At 68.0% G+C, this 16,803-nt stretch carries 15 protein-coding genes and 4 pseudogenes; 7 read left to right on the top strand and 12 right to left on the bottom strand.

Translation table 11 applies throughout. From position 1 onward, the window contains the following. Positions 1–118: 118 nt before the first annotated feature. Positions 119–610 (top strand): ATP-binding protein, encoded by a 492-nt coding sequence (locus tag CA983_RS26280; protein WP_086603321.1) that lies wholly within the window; start codon positions 119–121, stop codon positions 608–610. Positions 611–809: 199 nt separating this feature from the next. Here the strand turns inward: CA983_RS26280 and CA983_RS26275 are convergent, their stop codons facing one another. Together CA983_RS26275 and CA983_RS26270 are read right to left on the bottom strand one after the other, a co-directional pair. After that, positions 810–1,034, bottom strand: coding sequence for a DUF5133 domain-containing protein (locus CA983_RS26275; RefSeq protein ID WP_086603320.1), 225 nt, complete (start codon positions 1,032–1,034; stop codon positions 810–812). A gap of 422 nt (positions 1,035–1,456) precedes the next feature. Beyond that, on the bottom strand, positions 1,457–2,290 hold the full coding sequence (locus CA983_RS26270; protein ID WP_086603319.1) for an oxidoreductase: 834 nt from the start codon (positions 2,288–2,290) through the stop codon (positions 1,457–1,459). 103 nt (positions 2,291–2,393) lie between these two features. Here CA983_RS26270 and CA983_RS26265 point away from each other — a divergent pair, with 103 nt between their 5' ends. From CA983_RS26265 to CA983_RS49645, 3 genes and pseudogenes are all read left to right on the top strand, one after another. Then, positions 2,394–3,299, top strand: coding sequence for a LysR family transcriptional regulator (locus CA983_RS26265; protein WP_208637039.1), 906 nt, complete (start codon positions 2,394–2,396; stop codon positions 3,297–3,299). 98 nt (positions 3,300–3,397) lie between these two features. Beyond that, positions 3,398–3,591: pseudogene (locus CA983_RS49230) on the top strand (transposase); the annotation flags it as partial. A gap of 229 nt (positions 3,592–3,820) precedes the next feature. Continuing rightward, positions 3,821–4,015, top strand: coding sequence for a DUF6192 family protein (locus CA983_RS49645; protein WP_425276477.1), 195 nt, complete (start codon positions 3,821–3,823; stop codon positions 4,013–4,015). Between the two features lie 608 nt (positions 4,016–4,623). Here the strand turns inward: CA983_RS49645 and CA983_RS26255 are convergent. Both CA983_RS26255 and CA983_RS26250 read right to left on the bottom strand, forming a co-directional pair. Then, complete coding sequence (locus CA983_RS26255; protein WP_086603317.1) at positions 4,624–4,842, bottom strand: hypothetical protein; 219 nt, start codon at positions 4,840–4,842, stop codon at positions 4,624–4,626. A gap of 42 nt (positions 4,843–4,884) precedes the next feature. Then, the gene (locus CA983_RS26250; RefSeq protein ID WP_086603316.1) at positions 4,885–5,166 is read right to left on the bottom strand and encodes a hypothetical protein; all 282 of its coding nucleotides are present in this window, start codon (positions 5,164–5,166) and stop codon (positions 4,885–4,887) included. Between the two features lie 599 nt (positions 5,167–5,765). On the opposite strand from CA983_RS26250, the gene CA983_RS46310 reads away from it, so the two are divergent. Continuing rightward, the gene (locus tag CA983_RS46310; RefSeq protein ID WP_158101889.1) at positions 5,766–5,927 is read left to right on the top strand and encodes a hypothetical protein; all 162 of its coding nucleotides are present in this window, start codon (positions 5,766–5,768) and stop codon (positions 5,925–5,927) included. Between the two features lie 838 nt (positions 5,928–6,765). On the opposite strand, the pseudogene CA983_RS49225 reads toward CA983_RS46310, so the two are convergent. Together CA983_RS49225 and CA983_RS49640 are read right to left on the bottom strand one after the other, a co-directional pair. Then, positions 6,766–7,008, bottom strand: a pseudogene (locus CA983_RS49225) (NF041680 family putative transposase); the annotation flags it as partial. A 39-nt stretch (positions 7,009–7,047) separates the two neighbouring features. Beyond that, positions 7,048–7,197 (bottom strand): annotated as a pseudogene (locus CA983_RS49640) (XRE family transcriptional regulator); the annotation flags it as partial. Between the two features lie 982 nt (positions 7,198–8,179). Between CA983_RS49640 and CA983_RS26235 the strand changes: the two are divergent. Beyond that, entirely contained in the window at positions 8,180–9,001 is an 822-nt protein-coding gene (locus tag CA983_RS26235) for a class I SAM-dependent methyltransferase (protein WP_143645562.1), read from the top strand. A 283-nt stretch (positions 9,002–9,284) separates the two neighbouring features. Here CA983_RS26235 and CA983_RS26230 read toward each other — a convergent pair whose 3' ends face one another. The 3 genes from CA983_RS26230 to CA983_RS26215 form a co-directional block, all read right to left on the bottom strand. Next, complete coding sequence (locus CA983_RS26230; protein WP_244207110.1) at positions 9,285–9,764, bottom strand: hypothetical protein; 480 nt, start codon at positions 9,762–9,764, stop codon at positions 9,285–9,287. Then, positions 9,761–10,066 (bottom strand): hypothetical protein, encoded by a 306-nt coding sequence (locus CA983_RS26225; protein WP_086603314.1) that lies wholly within the window; start codon positions 10,064–10,066, stop codon positions 9,761–9,763. Before CA983_RS26225 ends, CA983_RS26230 begins: the two co-directional genes overlap by 4 nt. Before the next feature lie 1,002 nt (positions 10,067–11,068). Next, positions 11,069–11,887: an SCO4651 family lipoprotein gene (locus CA983_RS26215; RefSeq protein ID WP_483027224.1), complete on the bottom strand. Its 819-nt coding sequence runs from the start codon at positions 11,885–11,887 to the stop codon at positions 11,069–11,071. A gap of 1,413 nt (positions 11,888–13,300) precedes the next feature. Between CA983_RS26215 and CA983_RS49635 the strand changes: the two genes are divergently transcribed. Next, positions 13,301–14,364, top strand: a protein-coding gene (locus CA983_RS49635) for an IS630 family transposase (RefSeq protein ID WP_425276476.1) whose coding sequence is annotated in 2 segments (ribosomal slippage) — positions 13,301–13,748 and positions 13,748–14,364 — 1,065 coding nt in all. Because the reading frame shifts where the segments join, the coding sequence is not laid out codon by codon here. Positions 14,365–14,381: 17 nt separating this feature from the next. On the opposite strand, the gene CA983_RS26195 is transcribed toward CA983_RS49635, so the two are convergent. The 3 genes and pseudogenes from CA983_RS26195 to CA983_RS26190 all read right to left on the bottom strand — a co-directional run. Next, the gene (locus CA983_RS26195; RefSeq protein ID WP_086603309.1) at positions 14,382–14,795 is read right to left on the bottom strand and encodes a hypothetical protein; all 414 of its coding nucleotides are present in this window, start codon (positions 14,793–14,795) and stop codon (positions 14,382–14,384) included. A 372-nt stretch (positions 14,796–15,167) separates the two neighbouring features. Continuing rightward, on the bottom strand, positions 15,168–15,293 hold the full coding sequence (locus CA983_RS48965; RefSeq protein WP_279628468.1) for a hypothetical protein: 126 nt from the start codon (positions 15,291–15,293) through the stop codon (positions 15,168–15,170). 60 nt (positions 15,294–15,353) lie between these two features. Further along, a pseudogene (locus CA983_RS26190) lies at positions 15,354–16,803 on the bottom strand (RHS repeat-associated core domain-containing protein); the annotation flags it as partial.

Below are 16,803 nucleotides of genomic sequence, written 5' to 3'. Positions count from 1 at the left end.
CCCCGGCACACTCGAACGGCGGGCACCGCAAGCCTGCTCCGGAGTACGCGGTCGGCGCCCGGGTAGACGCAGGACGCAAAGCCGCTCAAGGGCGGCGCACACAACGAAAGAGCCCTACATGATCACCCCGCTTAGGAATCAGGCGGCACATGAGCAGGGCATGGGTGAGCACGCCACGCTGCGCTCCGACGTGGCCTGGGACAGCGGCACGGCCAGCGCCGCCGACGCGCGCCGCGTTCTGCGCGCCTTTCTCACCCGCGTCCCGCTGACCGGCCGCGCGCCCGTACCCGCCTTGCTGGCCGTGGACGCCGAACTCGCCGTCAGCGAACTCGTCACAAACGCCATCCGACACGCCCCCGGCACGTGCGGGCTGGTCCTGCAGCTCTCTCACAGCGAACTGGCGATCACCGTCTGGGACACTTCTCCCGACGAACCAGTGGTGCACAAGGGCGACCGGCACCGCATCGGCGGCCACGGACTCCACCTGGTGCACGCGGTCAGCGACACCGTCGTCGTTGCATTTCGCACCGTGGGAAAACAGATCACCGCCCACCTGCTCCTCACCACCAACCACGACACCAGCGCCATCGACAGGACCGTTGTGCTGTGAGGGAGCGCGGCCGGGCCCGGGGCGGTAACCGGCTTCCGGGTGGTCATCGGCGGGTGCCTGCGGATTCTCAGTGCGTAGGCTGCAGCACGATGGTCACGTTGGGCACGAATAGCCTGGCCGGGTCGCTTCCCCTACTTCCAGGCCGGGCCTGGAGGGTGCTGGCGGTCTGCCCCTAGGGTGCGCCTGGGGCCCGGGCACGTCAGCGAGGCAGGGGCTGCTCGCGTCGCATCGCGTCGGCCAGTTGCCGGCGGGCCACATCCAGCGCTGTGTCCAACTGACGGGTGCCGGTGACCACACACAGCGTGTACGACGCGTCCTCAAGCTGGCGCCTGGTCTCCGCACTGCCACCAGACTCCAGGTGCCGCCTGAGCGTCTCGCAGCGTTCGACGAGCTCCCGCAGGAGCGAAGGGTGCGCCCTCAGCATGACGGACCGCCTCCGTCCTCGCCCGTTCGGACCTGCCACCTTCACTCATACGGTCGCAAGCCCTGGCGCCCGCCGCACCCGGAAGCCGAGCGGCCCGCCCGGTCACACACCGGGGAGGCCACCGCCAGCCGGCTTGCGCGTTTCTGAACCGCGGTCGGCGGCTGCGCACGGGCATGGCGTGGCTGCACCGCTGGGAGAACGGTGCAGCCGGGCGGGCGGTCCCGCAGACTGCGCAGGGCCCACGGGATGCGGAGGCGCCGTCGGGGAGCCGGGCCCACCGGCCCGCCCGTCCGTGTGATCATCCTGCGGCCCGCGGCGCCCTGTATGGGCAGCACACCGTCCGCAGCGCCCGCCGCCTGGGTCTCCCGCCGCGCCTGCGGGGAGACGGTGGGCGGGAACAGGGGCGGAGGCGGCTGGAGGTGTCAGTCGTCAAAATCGGTGGAGCGCGTGAGCTTTTCCCAGGAGCGGAGTTCGGTGCGGGCACGGTCGAGGTGGTCGATGATCGCGTCGGCGGCGTCGTCGCCGAGCGGCAGACGGAGCGGCGGTTCGTCGGCGTCCAGAGCAGTGAGGATGGCGGCCGCGGCCTTGGCCGGGTCCCCGGGTTCCTGACCGCTTCCGCCCGGCAACCCAGAAAGGACCGGGCCCACGGTGTCCTGGTAGGCGTCCAGGGCCGCGGAGGGCCGCAGTGCTGCGGCGTCGGCGAAGCCGGTACGGAACGCGCCGGGCTCGACGATCAGCACCCGAATGCCGTGCGGGGCGACCTCGGCGGCCAAGGCCTCGGAGAGTCCCTCCAGGGCGAACTTGGTGGCACAGTAGGCGCCGACTCCGGCGAAGGCGAACCGCCCACCCATGCTGGTCAGCTGCACGATGGCGCCCGAGCCCCGGCGGCGCATGTGCGGCAGCGCGGCCCGGGTGAGCGCGGCCGGGCCGAAGAAGTGCAGGTCCATCAGGTCCCGCAGCTCCGCGTCGGTGGTCTCCTCGACCGCCCCCACCATGCCCCGTCCGGCGTTGTTGACCAGGATGTCGATCCGGCCGTGCCGGGCTGCCACGCCGTCGACCGCGGCTTGGACGCCCGCGATGTCGGTGACGTCCAGCGGTAGCGCCTCGACCTGGTCCGGGTGCGCGGCGACCAAGTCGTCGAGCAGCGCAGTGCGGCGGGCGGCGGCGACCACGATGTCGCCCGAAGCCACCGCCGCTTCGGTGATCGCCCGGCCGAACCCACTGCTCGCCCCGGTGACCAGCCATACCTTGTTCATGTTCTTCTCCTTGTGCCGGGTGATCCGCTGCTCTCGGCGGTCCGTGTGTGAACTACCTTGCGGGGCACACCGGTTGCCCGTCCAAGATCCGCCGTGATAGCCGATGGTTATGGACGTTCACGCACGGGACCTGAGGTACTTCGCCGCAGTGGCCGAGGAGCTGCACTTCACGCGCGCAGCCGAGCGGCTGTACGTCTCGCAGCCCGCGCTGAGCAAGCAGATCAGGATGCTGGAGAAACAGGTGGGGGCAGCGTTGTTCGAGCGCGACCGGCGAGAAGTGCGCCTGAGCGCGGTCGGTGCAGCGCTGCTGCCGCATGCTCAGCGCATTCTCGCCGAGTGGGAGGCGGCCCAGGAGGCAGTCGCCCGGGTCGTGGCCGACCAGGCGGCCGTCCTCGTCGTGGGGATGAGTACCAGCCCGGGGCGCGGGGGCGTGCTGCCGGCGATCCGCTCCCGCTTCACCGCCGCGCGCCCCGACGCCCGCCTCAGACTTCGCCAGGTCCCCTGGCACGACTCGACCGCCGGGCTCGCGGACGGCACGTGCGACGCAGCGTTCGTCTGGCTTCCGCTGCCCGATCCGGACCGCTACAGGTGGGTGGTGGTCGCCGAGGAACCCCGCCTTGTCGCCATGGCCGATACTCACCCGCTCGCCGACCGGGAGATCATCGACTTCACCGACCTGCTGGACGAGCCGTTCCTCGCTCTGCCCGACAGCGCCGGGCCGCTGCGGGACTACTGGCTTGCCACCGACGCCCGCGGCGGGAAGCCGGCACTCATCGGCGCGGAGGTGGCAAGCACCGAGGAGACGTACGAGGCGCTCGTCGCGGGTCTCGGCGTGGTCCTGCTGGCGGCCGGGAACACCCCGCTGATCACCCTCGGCGGAGTCGTCACCCGTGCGGTGAGGGGCATCTCGCCCAGCCGCTTCGCCCTGGCCTGGCGCGCCGACGACCGCCGCCCACTGGTGCAGGAGTACGTGCGCGCGTGTGAGCTGGCGACCGAGACAACGGACTGATGGGCTGCGCCTACCTCGGCGCCGCAGCCCTCGAGCTGGCGGATCTCCTCGGCCCGGCGGCGGGCCCAGTACACCGTGGAGCGGCGCTCGGGGGTGGATCGCCAGCCAACAGCCCCTGGCTTAACCGCATCGAGGCCCAGTTCACCGCCCTGCGCAACTTCGCCCTCGACGGCACCGACCACGCCGCAACAAGGAGCAGGGCAGCACGATCCGCCGCTACATCGTCTGGCGGAACAAACGCGCCGCCAATGAACGCCTACGCAAGGTGGTGGACAGGGCAAACGTTGCCTGATAGGGCACGTTAGAACCGGGCAACGACCGTCCCTCTGGATTGTTGCAGGCCAGCACTCGTCCTTCATAGGTACTGGCCTGCGCCATCATGTTCACCACGGGTCAGGTCAACAACAAACAAAGAAAGCTACACGACTCAGGAAGTCACGCCCATCCTGCGCGGCTTCGACCATGACGCCTACTCCTCAAGCGACGACTCCTGACCCCGACCGCCGCCACAGGGGCGAACAGTGGTGTGCACATGCGGCGCTCGGTGTCCGGGTCAGGGGGCCTGCGCGGCAGCACGACGACGACGCCGAACGCGACTCGGCCGGGGCCTCTCGCGGGTACGTGCCGCGGCCGACTGGATCGAGAACGCCATCACCCGCGGCGAAATCGACCTCGACGGGAAGTTCCAGAAGCTGCGGAAGGGTTCGGGTGAGTAGGCGATGGGGCCGGAGGGGGCTCCCCGCTCACGCCGAAGCGAATCTCCTGCCGGAGAAGCAACGTGTCGCCGCACGGTCCACGTCGCCGGCGGTCAGGCGGTCGGGCTGGTGGCCATCGGCCCCCGTCCACCGGTGCGAAGACCGCGCCGAGGCCACCTTCAGAACGATCGCGTGAGCATCACTGTCAACCATGACGGCGCGTCACGGCCGTGCCCCGCGCCTCGGAGCACGGCCGTGGACACAGCAGGGCTGGACGGCACCGTCGAGAGCCTCGCCGCGCACCTGGACCACCTCGTCGCACCGTCCTCCAGCCCGGTTTCTGGCACTGGGCGTACATGCACCTTGAGGCCCCTACTTGTTCGCCGGATGCAGCGTCTCGGTTGGTCAAGCTGCTGCTGAGCGTCGCACTCGGGGGAAACCTCTGAGACTGATGATGGTGCACGCAGGGAGCAGCCCGTACAGCCGGGTCGGGCTGTACGGGCTGTTCCCTTTTGCGTGTGACGTCGGCAGAGTGGGCCAGTGCCGAGGCCCCTGTTCACTTCGGCCCGGGTACGGCCCTGGGACATCTGTAACGCCGAGATGCCCCATCCGCAAGAGCTGGCGGACTGTCAGCCGCTCACTGCCTCGGATGCGTTCTCGGCGGCATCCTCTGCTCCTCCTCCGCCGCCGCCCAACAGTCCGCCGACGACCGGAAGACTGGAGAGGTCAACGCCCTGGGCGTGGGCGGGAGGCGATGCGGCGGCGCCGATCAGCAGTGTGGCGCCGCAGACGGCGAAGCGAGCGATCCGCAGCTTGGTCGTGGATCGCTGCTGGTTGTTCTTCTTCACGAGCACCTTCTTCTATGCCTGTAAGGGGATTGCGGTACCTCTTCAGACGGCGTCCAGGTTGAGCAGCCCGAACACCATCTCKTTCGCGGGCTGGCGGGCGGCGTCCACGGTCGTGCAGGTRGTGCGCCGGGCGTCGATGTCCTTGGAGTTGATGTTGTAGGTGGGGGAGAGGATCTTCATGGCCTGACGGTCGTTGCCGCACTGGACATCGGGCTGGAACTTCTTGTCGTTGTTCTGATCCGCGTRGGCYRCGGCAGAGCTRCCRCAGACGACCGCGGCGGTGGCGAGCAGGGTGACGACGGCCCTGCGGGCGGGAACCTTCATGGTGACGTGCCCTTCAAGTGGGGAAGGCGACAGCGTGTTCTGTCYCATCGGGGCAACGATGCGACAGACACRGTGGTTACGAGCACGCGAGGCGGAACGTGCGTAACGAAGAAGGGCTCGGACCTGCTAGTTCTCCCCCCTTTCATCGTGTGGTCCCATGATCTGCTGCCGCTGATTCGCACATGAGGTGACATGTAAGGAGGCCCGTTTACCGGCGGCACGGTCACCTTCATCGGCGCGCAGTTCACCGGCAGCACCGTCGACTTCAACGTGGTGTTCAACGGCGGTACGGTTGACTTCTCGCGTGCTTACCTCAGAAGTGCCGTTCTCAAGACAGCAGCACGGGGCGGGGTGTACTGCCCCATGACAGCTGTTCCCGCGATAGAACCGGCCTGACAAACCGTCACATCGACCGACTGACACCAACCCGGCACATCGCACCCGGACATCCAGCAGCTCGCCACCTCGGACTGGAATGGGCAGCGTAGTCACTGTTGATCCGTGCCCAGTGGTCACGTTCGGCCGCCGAACGATGGCGAGCTACGCCAGGACGCACTCATGTTGGAAACACCTGCTTCTCCGAACGACAGGAGTTACCCATGAAGCTCAGAATGATGATGGCCGCAGCTCTGGCGGCTGTGGCCCTGAGGACAGGCGCGGGCGCCGCCGCCGCGCAGCCGAGCGACGTAGAACTGCTCGGGCAACCCTTGATAGGAGGCTCGCTCCTCGACACCGGCGCCGGTCCTCTTATCGATTTGTGATTGACCTAGATCATTCCTATGGTGACCCACGGTTAAGAACCGGCCGGCGCATCTCAACCGCCTTGAAGACCGACGTCGGGCCGCCCGGCTATGGCAGGCGGCCCAGACGCACGGCTCACACCTTCAGCAGCGCAGCCAAGGGTCTCGTGCGGGGTCATGGCGGGACCGTAGCGGCGCGTTTTCTGGCGCGGCAGGTGGGCGCAGTCAGCTTGAGATGCAACCCGTAGGGGCCTTGGGTGCGTGGCTCGCATACTGGTCCAACGAGTTCGATCTCCACGCACCACCGGTTCCGGGACCCTCGGAGCACGAAATACGACTTCCTCACGTCGGTTCTCGTGCGCTGCCCCCGGCTGCGGGAAGGTCGCGCACATCGGCACAGCACCAGACCCGTCCGGATTTCACGACCAGGGTCTGTTCGCACCGAGGCGTCTCGTTCTGTCGGAGCTGCGGGATGGCGAAGGAGTGGAGCCGTGGCAGTGTGGCCTTGCACCGGGACCGGCACGCGCCGGCCACAGACCCGTACTTCGATGTCCGTCTCTGGCTGCAGCCGAGACCCAGCACGGGTGGGTATGGGCCTACAACCTGGAACACCTGGACCTGATCAGGCGATTCGTGCAGGCACCACTGCGTGAAGGGATTCCCTGGCACGACCACCGACGAAGAATGACCGTGGTGGCACGCCTGCCCGCGTGGATGCAGCAGGCCAAGAACTGTGACGAGGTGCTGCGGGCCATCGCCCGCATCCACGTCTCACTGCTGCGCACCTGACGTTGCCTTCAGCCAGTTCGGCGCGGTTTTGTGCCGACCTTGTGGTGGGCGGGGCGGCTGAATGCCTCGCCGGTGGCGAGAGGACTCTGCCCACGTCGTGACGGGTGGCGGGACGGCGGTTTTTCGAACCCTTTGGCCGGCCGGGGCCGGGACGGGATGGTTTCGGTGCACCGGCCGGTGAGCCGGTCTTCGTGCACAGGTTCCTGAACCCTCTGCGGACGCGGGCGGGTGTCAGTTTGTTCGGCTCGGTCGGCTTCTCCCAGGGCCGACGGAGGTCGGTGGCCAGCGGTCCAGCGAGCCGAAGCTGGGCATGGACGTGGGGTGGGGACAGACCGGTGGCCTCCTGGACCTCGTCGGTGGTGAGTTGGCACAGGTAGCGCAGGACGACGACGTCGAACTGGTCCTGGGGCAGGCGGCTGATGGCGTCGAAGAGCTCRGCGACTTCACTGATCTCGACGARCCGGGCCACCGGGTCTTCGATCCGGCTCTGTGCGATCGTCATGAACGCAGCAGGCCGCAGGTCGGGCCGCCCGTCTGGATGCCGCCGGATACGCAGCAGCACCCGCGAGCGCAGAAGCCGCCAGGCGTASCGGGGAAGGTTCGGGCCAGCGGCCGCTTCCGCCTCGTCCCAGCCGGCCCAGAGGATGTCGAACGCCTCATCGAAGCAGCGCCTGGGCGTAGGAGAYGTRGTAGCGCTCCATCTTCTCGATGAAGCCGCGGTGTTCCACGGGCCGCTCCTCAGGCTCCAGGGGCTGGACAGCCTGGATACGTTGGGTGATCCACGCGGTGGACTCGGCGGCTTCGTAGGCGCCAGCGGTCCACASGCGTCGCAGAGGCCAGGGCGGAAGGCCCAGGGCGTGGAACCACGCTGTAGGTGATCTCCCAGCTCGGGTAGTACTCGATGCCACGCAGGAGAGCGGAGATCCGGGTAGCCGGTGCGCCGGGCCAGCTCGTCRAGGGTGAGTCCACAGGCGGATATCTGGTGGCGCAGCCGCTCGAGCATCGCCTGATGGCTGGGGCCGATCTTGTCGGACATCGGCTCCGCGCGGCGGCCCCGCCGGCTCTGCGCCGAGGAAGGAAGTGGTGGACAGCAGGCTGGGCGCCGCCGCCGATACTCAACGTGATCTTGAAGCCACGGAACAAATACGTTCGATGGACCCRCCACCCGGAAACCAACGCGCCAACTYCCGCCGCAACCAGGTCAGAARTGGATTGGAACGATCGCTTCCGAKCACGATTCCTGCAATTGCACAGTCGCTGWCCTKGTCCAGGCACSATGGAGGGGACGCCTTGGCGTCACCTTCCCGTCTGGAAGGCCGCGCGGGTTCCCCTCGCGCTCAAGGAACCCTGGAGGGTCCCGTGCCGCTCCCGTCCGGCAGATCAGCGTTGCCGGACTGGAGCCCGAGCCGGCAGGAGGGGCTGCGCACGGTGCCGTCGATTCGGGTCCTGTCCCTTCCCGCGGGCACAAATGTCATGGTGGTCGTGTGGACAGTCAGGTGAGATTCGACCCCGACCTCTACCAGGGGACGGCCGGATACTACGAGCAGTTTCGGCTCCCCTACCCCGACGCGATGATCGCCGACCTCACACGCCGAGCCGCCCCTTCAGGGCGCGGACGCCTGCTGGATCTGGCCTGCGGCACCGGCCAACTCGCCTTCCCCCTGCGCGACCGGTTCACGGACGTTTGGGCCGTAGACGCCGAACCGGGCATGACCGAGGTGGTCCGCGCCAAGGCAGACTCCGTCGGTGCAGACCACGTCAGGACGGTCACCTCTCGTGCCGAAGATCTGGATGCCGAGCCGGGCGGCTTCGAGCTGATCGTCATCGGCAATGCCTTTCACCGGCTGAACCGCTCCCTGGTGGCCCAGCGTGCCTACACCTGGCTCAAGCCCGGCGGCTGCCTCGCGTTGTGCTGGTCGACCTCGCCATGGGCCGGGCCCCGGGACTGGCAGCAGGCGCTCGACAGGCTGCTGCGCTCGTGGCAAAACACCCTCGGCGCGTCCAGTCGCGTCCCGCCCGGTTGGGACCAAGCACGGCAGCAGGACCCAGACCACGAAGTACTGTCCCGAGCCGGCTTCGACGTCGCCGGACGCCGCGAGTTCTCGGTCGAGTACCACTGGACGATTCCCGGACTCGCCGGCCACATCCGGTCTACCTCGTTCCTACCGCCCTCAGTGCTCGCCGATCATGCCTCCGAGTTCGATGCCGACCTCATTGCCGAACTCGGCCGCCATACGGCCAACGACCGCCTCGCCGAAACGGTCGACTTCGCCTACGAACTGGCTCGCCGGTCAGCTCCCGCGTGACTGCCAGTACACGCATGGGACACCGCGCTGAGGCGCCGCCGGGACAGGGCTGGCACGGAGAGTGACCGCACCTCACAACGTGGACCAGAGCCGGATCCCACGTACAAACCCAGCGGCCCCTCCAGCGCCTCCAGACGGCCCGCCAGCACGCCCTGGGCTATCTCACCGTTACCGGCGGACATACGCCCACGGTAGAAGCGCGCACGAGCGGCAGGGGATTGCGGGAATGCCAGAGAAGCGAGGACGGGCGGCCGACGGACTGGGCGTGTACGCCTGCGCCCTGTCAGATGGAAGGAGGCGGCTGCTGCGAGGTACCGGCATTCGTTGACCGGCGTGCCGCGCCTGCTACCGCCGCCATGTCGCTGGAGTCACTCCGTCGCAACACGAAGATCTTGACCAGCGCGAGCAGGCTCGGTCCGCACAGCAGGGTGGACAACCACCAAGAATCCCGGGCCACGTACACCCCGGCCCCGAGCATCATCAGCGCGACCACCGCACCGACGATGAGTTCGGCTATGCGTCGGCGGTAGGCCAGCTGTCCCTGGCGCTCCCTCCGATCCCGTTCCACCGCCTCGCGCTGCATCTCCAGCCGGACCATCCGTTCCAGATGCTCCCGTTGCAGGGACGGCTCCATCGCCGACATTGCTGCCGCCAAGTGGGCTGCGTCCAGCTCCTTCCACTGCATGGCGACTTGCATGGCCGCCGACAGGACGGGGTCCTCGTGAGGAGTCCGCTCGGCGGGCAGTTGCTCGTCCCTGTTCACTGCCGCACTCCCCCGCCACCGCTCGTCACTGGGCTGAAATCTCCGTTGGTGGCCTCTGGGGGCGGCCCGAGGCGCAGGAACAACATCGCCAACGTGTGGTTGATCGTGGAGGCCGTCCTGTCGGCCACCAGTTTCTGTTCCTCCGGGGAAAGGTCTTGACCGGCGCTGTCGAGGAACGTCACATCCGGTGCAGGAGCGTCCGCCAGCCGCCTGACGACCTGTTGGGTGTAGCGGCGGAACTGTTGGCCCGACTGGTCCGTCTCGACATTGAGCACGTACTCCACGTCGAAGGTGGCGTTCATGGCAGGGTCCGGGTGCTCCCCGTGTGGCTTCCGGGCCCTTTTGATGCCGTCCAGGGCTCTCGGTCCAAACGAACCGGGTGGGACCAGAGCATCGCCCCTGGTCCCCAAGCTCGTGTTGACGGACCTCCCCGCGTGGCCCTCGGTGGCGCGCTTCACCTGATTGGGGGGCTGGGCTGGTTGTGACTTGAACAGCCGCCGCCACACAGCCCGCATGTTCATGCCTCGTCTCCCACCCCAGCGACGTGAAGCATCGAAGTAGCAACTGTATTGCCTCAGCGAGCCGTTGGCACGGGACCACCGAAGGTGGTTGGCACGCGCGTAGCGGTGGGATGGGGCGACGGCGGGCAGGCTGCGTCTATCCCTGCGCCGTCCGGGCACTGCATCGGCACTTCCGCCGGCGCCCGTCTGTCCCCGCTCTTGGTGGTGTAGGAGTCCGGGTCGACTGGCGTTCGAGCAGCTGCAGCAGCGCCTGGGCCGCCGCTGCCAGTGGCCGGCGCATTACGTCGCCTTCGACCTGGTCCGCGCTGGCGGCACCGACCTGACCGGCTGGCCGTACCGGCGGCGGCGCGCAGCCCTTCAAGCGCTGTTCGCCGCGCACGGCCTGGCCGCGCCGCTGACGCTGTGCCCGTCAACAACCGACCCCGCCGTGGCGCGAGAGTCGCTGGAGTGGACGGCGGCCGGGCTGGAAGGGCTGTCAGGTCAGTCCGCATACGCACGCGCAATGCGCCTGTCTCGCTGGTCCACCTCGTCGGTCAGCTGATAGCTCCACCCGCCCTCCCGCAGTACCTCCCCGTCTGTCACTTCGGTGGCGAGAACCCTCCCGTGGGCCGGGCCATACATCAAGATCACTGTTGTCATGGCGCGAACCGTAGAAGGCTCTGCCCCGTAGTGTCACGTGCACGGGCGAGGCTCCTGCGCTCGCGGGTGCTGCTGCGTGTTGAGAGCCCCGAGCCGCGGCGTCCCAGCAAGCAGGAGCCRCAGCCCGTCCGGTGGTGGTCCGGCTCAGCCGTTCAGGATGCCGCCGACCTCGGTGACGGGGACCGTGTCCGCAGCACGCGGAACCGTCACGCGGACCGGCTCACCGATGTCCGAGAGGGCCATGGTCAGCGTCGACCGCGCACCGGACATATTCACGCTCATGCGGGTCTGCACCAGCCGTCCCCGGCCGTCGACCCACGCGTCGGCGAAGACCGGGAGGTCGCTTCCCAGGGTGTCGCGGGCCTGGTTCATCCTCGTGCGCACGTCCGGACCCATGCGCAGGGTGACGGTCCGGTGGTCGAGGATGCCGCGGTAGCGCACGGCGTGCACCCCCTGGATGTTCTCCTCGCCCTCCCGGGAGATCTCGCGCATCGCGGCGATTTGCTGCAAGACGTGCTCGGGGTCGTTGAGCGGGGCCCGCAGCAGGTAGTGGGCCTCCGCCTTGTCCCGGGACATGACCCCCCAGGCGCCCTCGCCGATTCCCTGGACGCCGCTGATGTAGATCTTGCCGTCCGCGAAGACCTGGTCGCTGTGGTCGATAGCGCCGCCGGGGAGGTCGACCGCCAGGTGGCCCTTGTCCGCGGCGAAGTCGAAGCCGCCGGTGACGGCGAGGCCGTACACCTGACCCTCACCCTCCAGTTCGACCTCCTGGCGAAACCCGGCACTGTCCTCGCGCAGAGCCGCCACGGCTGCTCGCACGGCAGAGCGGGAGTCGGAGGACGATTCAGACGGTGACGGTGACGCGGCCGCGGGCTTGTCACGGTTTCCGGCGTCGGCCGTTGAGCAGCCGGCGCACAGCAGCGCAGCGGCAGCGGCAGCGGCGAGGACGAGAGGACGGCGCATGGGATTCTCCGAGGTTCTTGGGCGAGCACTGGCCACTGCGGCACCGCCTCGCGCCGAGATCTTACGGAGTCACGCACAGCAGTACGAATCAAAACCAGGCGTCAGATGCCCGGTCGGTGGGCGGGAAGGTATCCGGGGCCCTCGTCATCACGCCGGCGGATGACGAGGGCTGGGTGACTGTCTGGACCGGCCAGGCCAGACAGTCGCGCCGGCCCCTCGGGATGGGTGTGCTGGGCAACGGGTGCGGCGCGGCCGGGATTGTGCTGCACCCGCCGGGCTGCGCTCAGCCCTGCTCATCGGCCGGCGCTGCAGTCGTAGACCGTGAGTGTCAGCGCCTTCACCGCTTGCCAGGGCGTGTTCGGCGTCCTGGCCCTCATCGATGGCCTCCAAGGCCGCGGCAGCCGACACCCGGACCGTACGAGGCAGGCTGTCGTAGGCGGCAAACTGGTAGGCGACGGTGCGGCGGGCTCGGGCTTCTTCCTCGCTCACTCCGTCATGAATCAGTGGGACGACCGCCATCTGGTAGAACGTGACGCCCAGCAGGACCGCATCGGCCATCCCCTCTGCCTGCCCGTCGACCTCAGTGGCGCGCGTGGAAGCCATCAGGCGCCGGCGGTAGATGACCACCCGATGACCGCGCCGAGGCCGACGGCAGCGGACCCCACCGCGGCTCCCGACCAGCCGCCCATGAGGAAGCCCCCGCAGGCCCCGGTGCCTGCCCCGCAAGCCACCAACCCTGCGATCAGCGCATACAGGGTGCGTGCCACCGCCGGGAGACTTCCGTCCGGGGCAGGTGCACCGGCGGGGCGGCAGCGGAGTGGCTACGGGATGCGTCTGCTGTGCGAGCTGGCTGGGCGTGTCCGCGGGGTTGAGCCAGGCGGCGGCCTGGTCGGCGGTGGGGCGCTGCGCGGGGTCCTTGACCAGCAGGGCCAGCACGTAGTCGGCGAGCGGGGCCGGTATCTCGGGGCGCAGCTGGTGGGGCGGGATCAGGGTGGCGGCGTGCTGTACGAACTGCTCACCGGCCGCCCGCCGTACACCGGCGCCACCTCTCTGGCCGTCGCTCAAAGCGGCCAACTGAGGCGTCATATCGGGGCATACCCCGCAACCGTGGTACCGGTAGATGGGCCGCCGAGAGAGCAGACGCGCAAAGCCCCCACCAGCCCGAACAACGGCCTCCGCGTCAATGCAGTTGATGGTTTAATTCACCTCCGCTCCCCCTCACCATTGCCCCTGGCGGTGAGGATCAGAGGCCGAGAGTGACTACTGGACTCCCAAGACACCCGTGAGTACGAGCACGCCGCACAGCGCCATGCCGGCTCCGATCACCACAGGCATGACTCTACTGAACTTGATTGGGTGATGTCGGGGATGTTTGCCTGACGCCGGCCTGTCGGCTGCGGTAGCTGTGGGGCTGTGAGGTACGCGCAGGGCGGCGGGCTGACCGACGCCGAGAGAGCCGCGCGGGAGCGGATCCGGCTGCAGGCCGTGGAACGCTTCGAGAGCGCGGAGAAGAACCGGGAGATCGCTGCCGCGCTGCGGGTGAGCGAGCGGTCGGTGGAGCGGTGGCGCCGGGCTTGGCGCGAGCGAGGCGAGGCCGGGATCCTGTCGAAGGGATCGCCCGGACGTCCCAGGCTCAGCTCGGTTCAGATTGCGAGACTGGAGAGGGAGTTGGAGCGTGGACCACTCGTCCACGGCTGGGCCGATCAGCGGTGGACGCTGGCGCGAGTCAAGACGCTGATCGGTCGACTGTTCCACGTTTCGTACACGGTGGAAGGCACGTGGCGGCTGCTGAAGCGGCACGGCTGGTCGTGGCAGCAGCCCACCCGCCGGGCGATCGAGCGCCACGATGCGGCCGTTGAGTTGTGGAAGAAGGAGGTCTGGCCACGGGTAAGAGCTGTGCGGCGGCGTGTAACGCCTGGATCGTCTTCGAGGATGAGGCCGGCCAGTCGATGACGCCGCCGCGCTCTCGAACCTGGGGACGGATCGGCCGAACCCCGGTCGTCTGGGTTCGCGGCCGGGGCTCCGGACGGGTGTCGATGGCGGGTATGACCTGCTACAAGCCGGGCGAGCGGTCCCGGCTGATCTACGCCATCCGCGAGTACCGAGGGCGCAAGGGGGAGCCGAAGGGCTTCGGCTGGCGGGACCTCCGCGACCTCTTGGTGCGTGCCCGCATCCAGCTCGGCGGACCGATCGTGCTGGTCTGGGACAACGTCCGCCTCCACCTGACCGCCGGGATGCGGGAGTTCATCGCCGCGAATGCCGCCTGGCTCACAGTGTTCCAACTCCCCACCTACGCGCCGGACCTGAACCCGCAGGAGGGCATCTGGTCGCTGGTCAAACGCGACATTGGCAACCTCGCCGCAGCCGACCTGGGCCAGATCACCAGGGCCGTGAAGCGCAGGCTCAAGCAGATCCAGTACCGCCCGGATTTCGTCGACAGCTGCCTTGCGGGCACCGGCCTCATCACGGACGACTGACCGGCGCTACAGATTCGTCAGTCGCCGTAGTACCGGTCGTAGACGGCGGAGCGCTCCTCCGCTGAGAAGCCCTCGAATTCACCGTCTGCCTCGAGCTCGCGTAGTCGATCCAGTGCCGCCGTCGCAGAAGGTGCACGGTTGGCCGAGAGGTGGGCCTTCGTCGCGTCGAGCCCGTGCCCAAGCAGGAATTCGATGTCGATCGAGCACGCTGCGTCGAAGCTGGCTTGCTTCGCACTCCAGATCAGGAGCACGTCGTCGAGGTCGCCGCTGTTGAACAGCTGGAAGCAGCAGAGCCTCATCAGCTCAGTGTCGCCCGCGCCCTGGACGCGTCGCTCACGCGCCGTGTGCTCTTTGAGGAGTGCACGGATCTCGTCGAGGTCCGCGCCGACGGGGCGAAGCCCGTAGCGGCGCCAGCATTCCTTGACATCCATCGCTGGTCTCCTTGATCGTCCGGCCCGGCCCGTGGCCTATCGGCCCCACCCATCACCGTTCGGTCGGACGACGGCCCCTCTGCTGGTCACAGTATGCACACCGAGGGCCAGCCCATGTGGGTCGGCGGTCACCGGCGCAGGTAACCGATGGCCCACGCCACCCGACATCACCCAATCAAGTTGAGTAGCCATGGCGGGCTGCTCGCGGTTGGCCCTACCGAACACGTTCTGATTCTGCATCGATCGCCTGGCGAGAGCCTGACTCCCGAGCATCAATATGATTCCGATGACTACCGCGCCAATTCCTACCAGGGTGCGCTCATCCATCCGTTTCTCCCATTGCCGTTGCTTCGCGGCCGCTAGGACAGCAATTCACTTCTTCCGCAATAGCCGTACAGCAATGATCACGGCGAAGAACACCGCGACACCAATGAGGAAATAAAGCAGAGGCCCGGTTACCGGCTCCTTGCCTTCCACAGCGAGTGTTCTGATGTCCATTCTCTCTTTCCTTTCGCCGGAGGCCGTGGGCGACCGCGCGCCGCCCACAGCGAGCGTTTGTCAGAACTGGACTTGCAGACCGCCGGAGCACTTGGGGGTCGAGGCCCTCGGGCCGCCCAGGCCACCGGTCAGCGCGAAATCGCCGCCCTGAGCCAGTTGGCCGCCGATGCTGCCGAAGCCGGCCTGGCACTTGCCGTATGCGGAAGGACCGGGTCTGGCGTCGCCCGTGCCTTCCTCGTATCCGCCGGAGCCACCGGGGGACCCCACGCCGATGTTGGAGAGTCCCCCTCCTTCGCCCTGGTCATCTTTGGCATAGCCGCCGCCGAGGCATACCCCGGCACAGATTTCGCCGCCGATCTGCCACGAGGCCAGCCCTGAAGGGTCGATCCGGTTGACGGGGTCGCCTTCGGCGTAGAGGTAGGGGTTCTTCTCCTGGCCGGAGGGGTCGGGGCTGGTGAAGTGGCCGATGTTGGGGTCGTAGTAACGGGCGGCGAAGTAGTACAGGCCGGTGGGGTCCTGGAAGCCGCCGGCGAAACGGTAGGGCTGGGGGACCTTTTCGGTGGTGGTGCTGCGCTCGACGCCTCGGGGGCTGTAGGCGTAGGCGTTCACCTTGGTGCCGGTCTCGTCGGCGAGCGCGACAAGGGAGCCGATCGCGTCGGTGAGGTAGTAGTAGTAGTACGACTTGCCCCCGGTCGTCATAGAGCTTCAAGGTGCCCCCGGGTTCCCGGTTGAATCCCATGTCCACGCCGGCCGTGATCTTGGCGGACAGGCCGAGCGGGCCATTGTGGAAGAAGGTGTCGCCGAGCTTGATGCGCTCACTGTGGTCGGTGGAGCCGTACTGGCCGGCCTAGGTCTTGCCACCGACGGTGATCGACGTCAGCTGGCTGTAGTCGGACCACGTCTCACCAGTTCGGGTGCCCTCTGGTGTGGAGGCGCCGACGGTCTCGTTGCCGATCTTGTCGTAGGACCAGTTGGTGCTGGAGCCGTTCCAGGCGAGGTCGACCAGGGTGCCCTTGGGCGAGGTCGCCTTGATCTTCTCGGGTCGGCTGGACTTGTCCGGGTCGACCTCCTGGACCGTGCCACCGGGGTGGGTCGTCGTCGTCCGGAAGTCGTTGGCGTTGTACTTGTACGTGGTGGTCTTACCGGTCGGGTCCTTCACCGCGGTGAGCTTGTTGACCTCGTTCCAGTCGTAGTCGGTGACACCGGCCGGGTCCTCATAGGTGTCGACGTTTGCCGGCCGGTGTGTAGGTGAGCTTGGTCTGCGAGCCGTTCTGCAGGGTGCGGACCGTCTCCCTGGACAGCGGGTCGAACTCGTACTTGGTCACCCCGGTGCCGTCGTCACGCTGCCGGAGGTTGCCGTCGCCGTCGTAGTGGTAGCGCACAGTGGCGTTGGTGGAGGAGACCAGGACGGTGCGGTCCCAGTTGTCGTACTCATACACCGCTTTGATGCCGCGTCCGTCGGTGACCGTTTCGGGGCGGCCCAGTGCGTCGTAAGTGAGGTGGTGGGGCC

Source organism: Streptomyces swartbergensis (genome assembly GCF_002148965.1).
GTDB lineage: Bacteria > Actinomycetota > Actinomycetes > Streptomycetales > Streptomycetaceae > Streptomyces > Streptomyces swartbergensis.
Note: the sequence above shows the minus strand (reverse complement) of the source record. Positions and strands in the feature narration are given on the sequence as shown.

Coding starts and splice junctions, on each gene's coding strand:
- CA983_RS26280 (WP_086603321.1), top strand. CDS start 119: ATGATCACCCCGCTTAGGAATCAGGCGGCACATGAGCAGGGCATGGGT.
- CA983_RS26275 (WP_086603320.1), bottom strand. CDS start 1,034: ATGCTGAGGGCGCACCCTTCGCTCCTGCGGGAGCTCGTCGAACGCTGC.
- CA983_RS26270 (WP_086603319.1), bottom strand. CDS start 2,290: ATGAACAAGGTATGGCTGGTCACCGGGGCGAGCAGTGGGTTCGGCCGG.
- CA983_RS26265 (WP_208637039.1), top strand. CDS start 2,394: ATGGTTATGGACGTTCACGCACGGGACCTGAGGTACTTCGCCGCAGTG.
- CA983_RS46310 (WP_158101889.1), top strand. CDS start 5,766: ATGAAGCTCAGAATGATGATGGCCGCAGCTCTGGCGGCTGTGGCCCTG.
- CA983_RS26225 (WP_086603314.1), bottom strand. CDS start 10,066: ATGAACGCCACCTTCGACGTGGAGTACGTGCTCAATGTCGAGACGGAC.
- CA983_RS26215 (WP_483027224.1), bottom strand. CDS start 11,887: ATGCGCCGTCCTCTCGTCCTCGCCGCTGCCGCTGCCGCTGCGCTGCTG.
- CA983_RS26195 (WP_086603309.1), bottom strand. CDS start 14,795: ATGGATGTCAAGGAATGCTGGCGCCGCTACGGGCTTCGCCCCGTCGGC.
- CA983_RS48965 (WP_279628468.1), bottom strand. CDS start 15,293: ATGGACATCAGAACACTCGCTGTGGAAGGCAAGGAGCCGGTAACCGGG.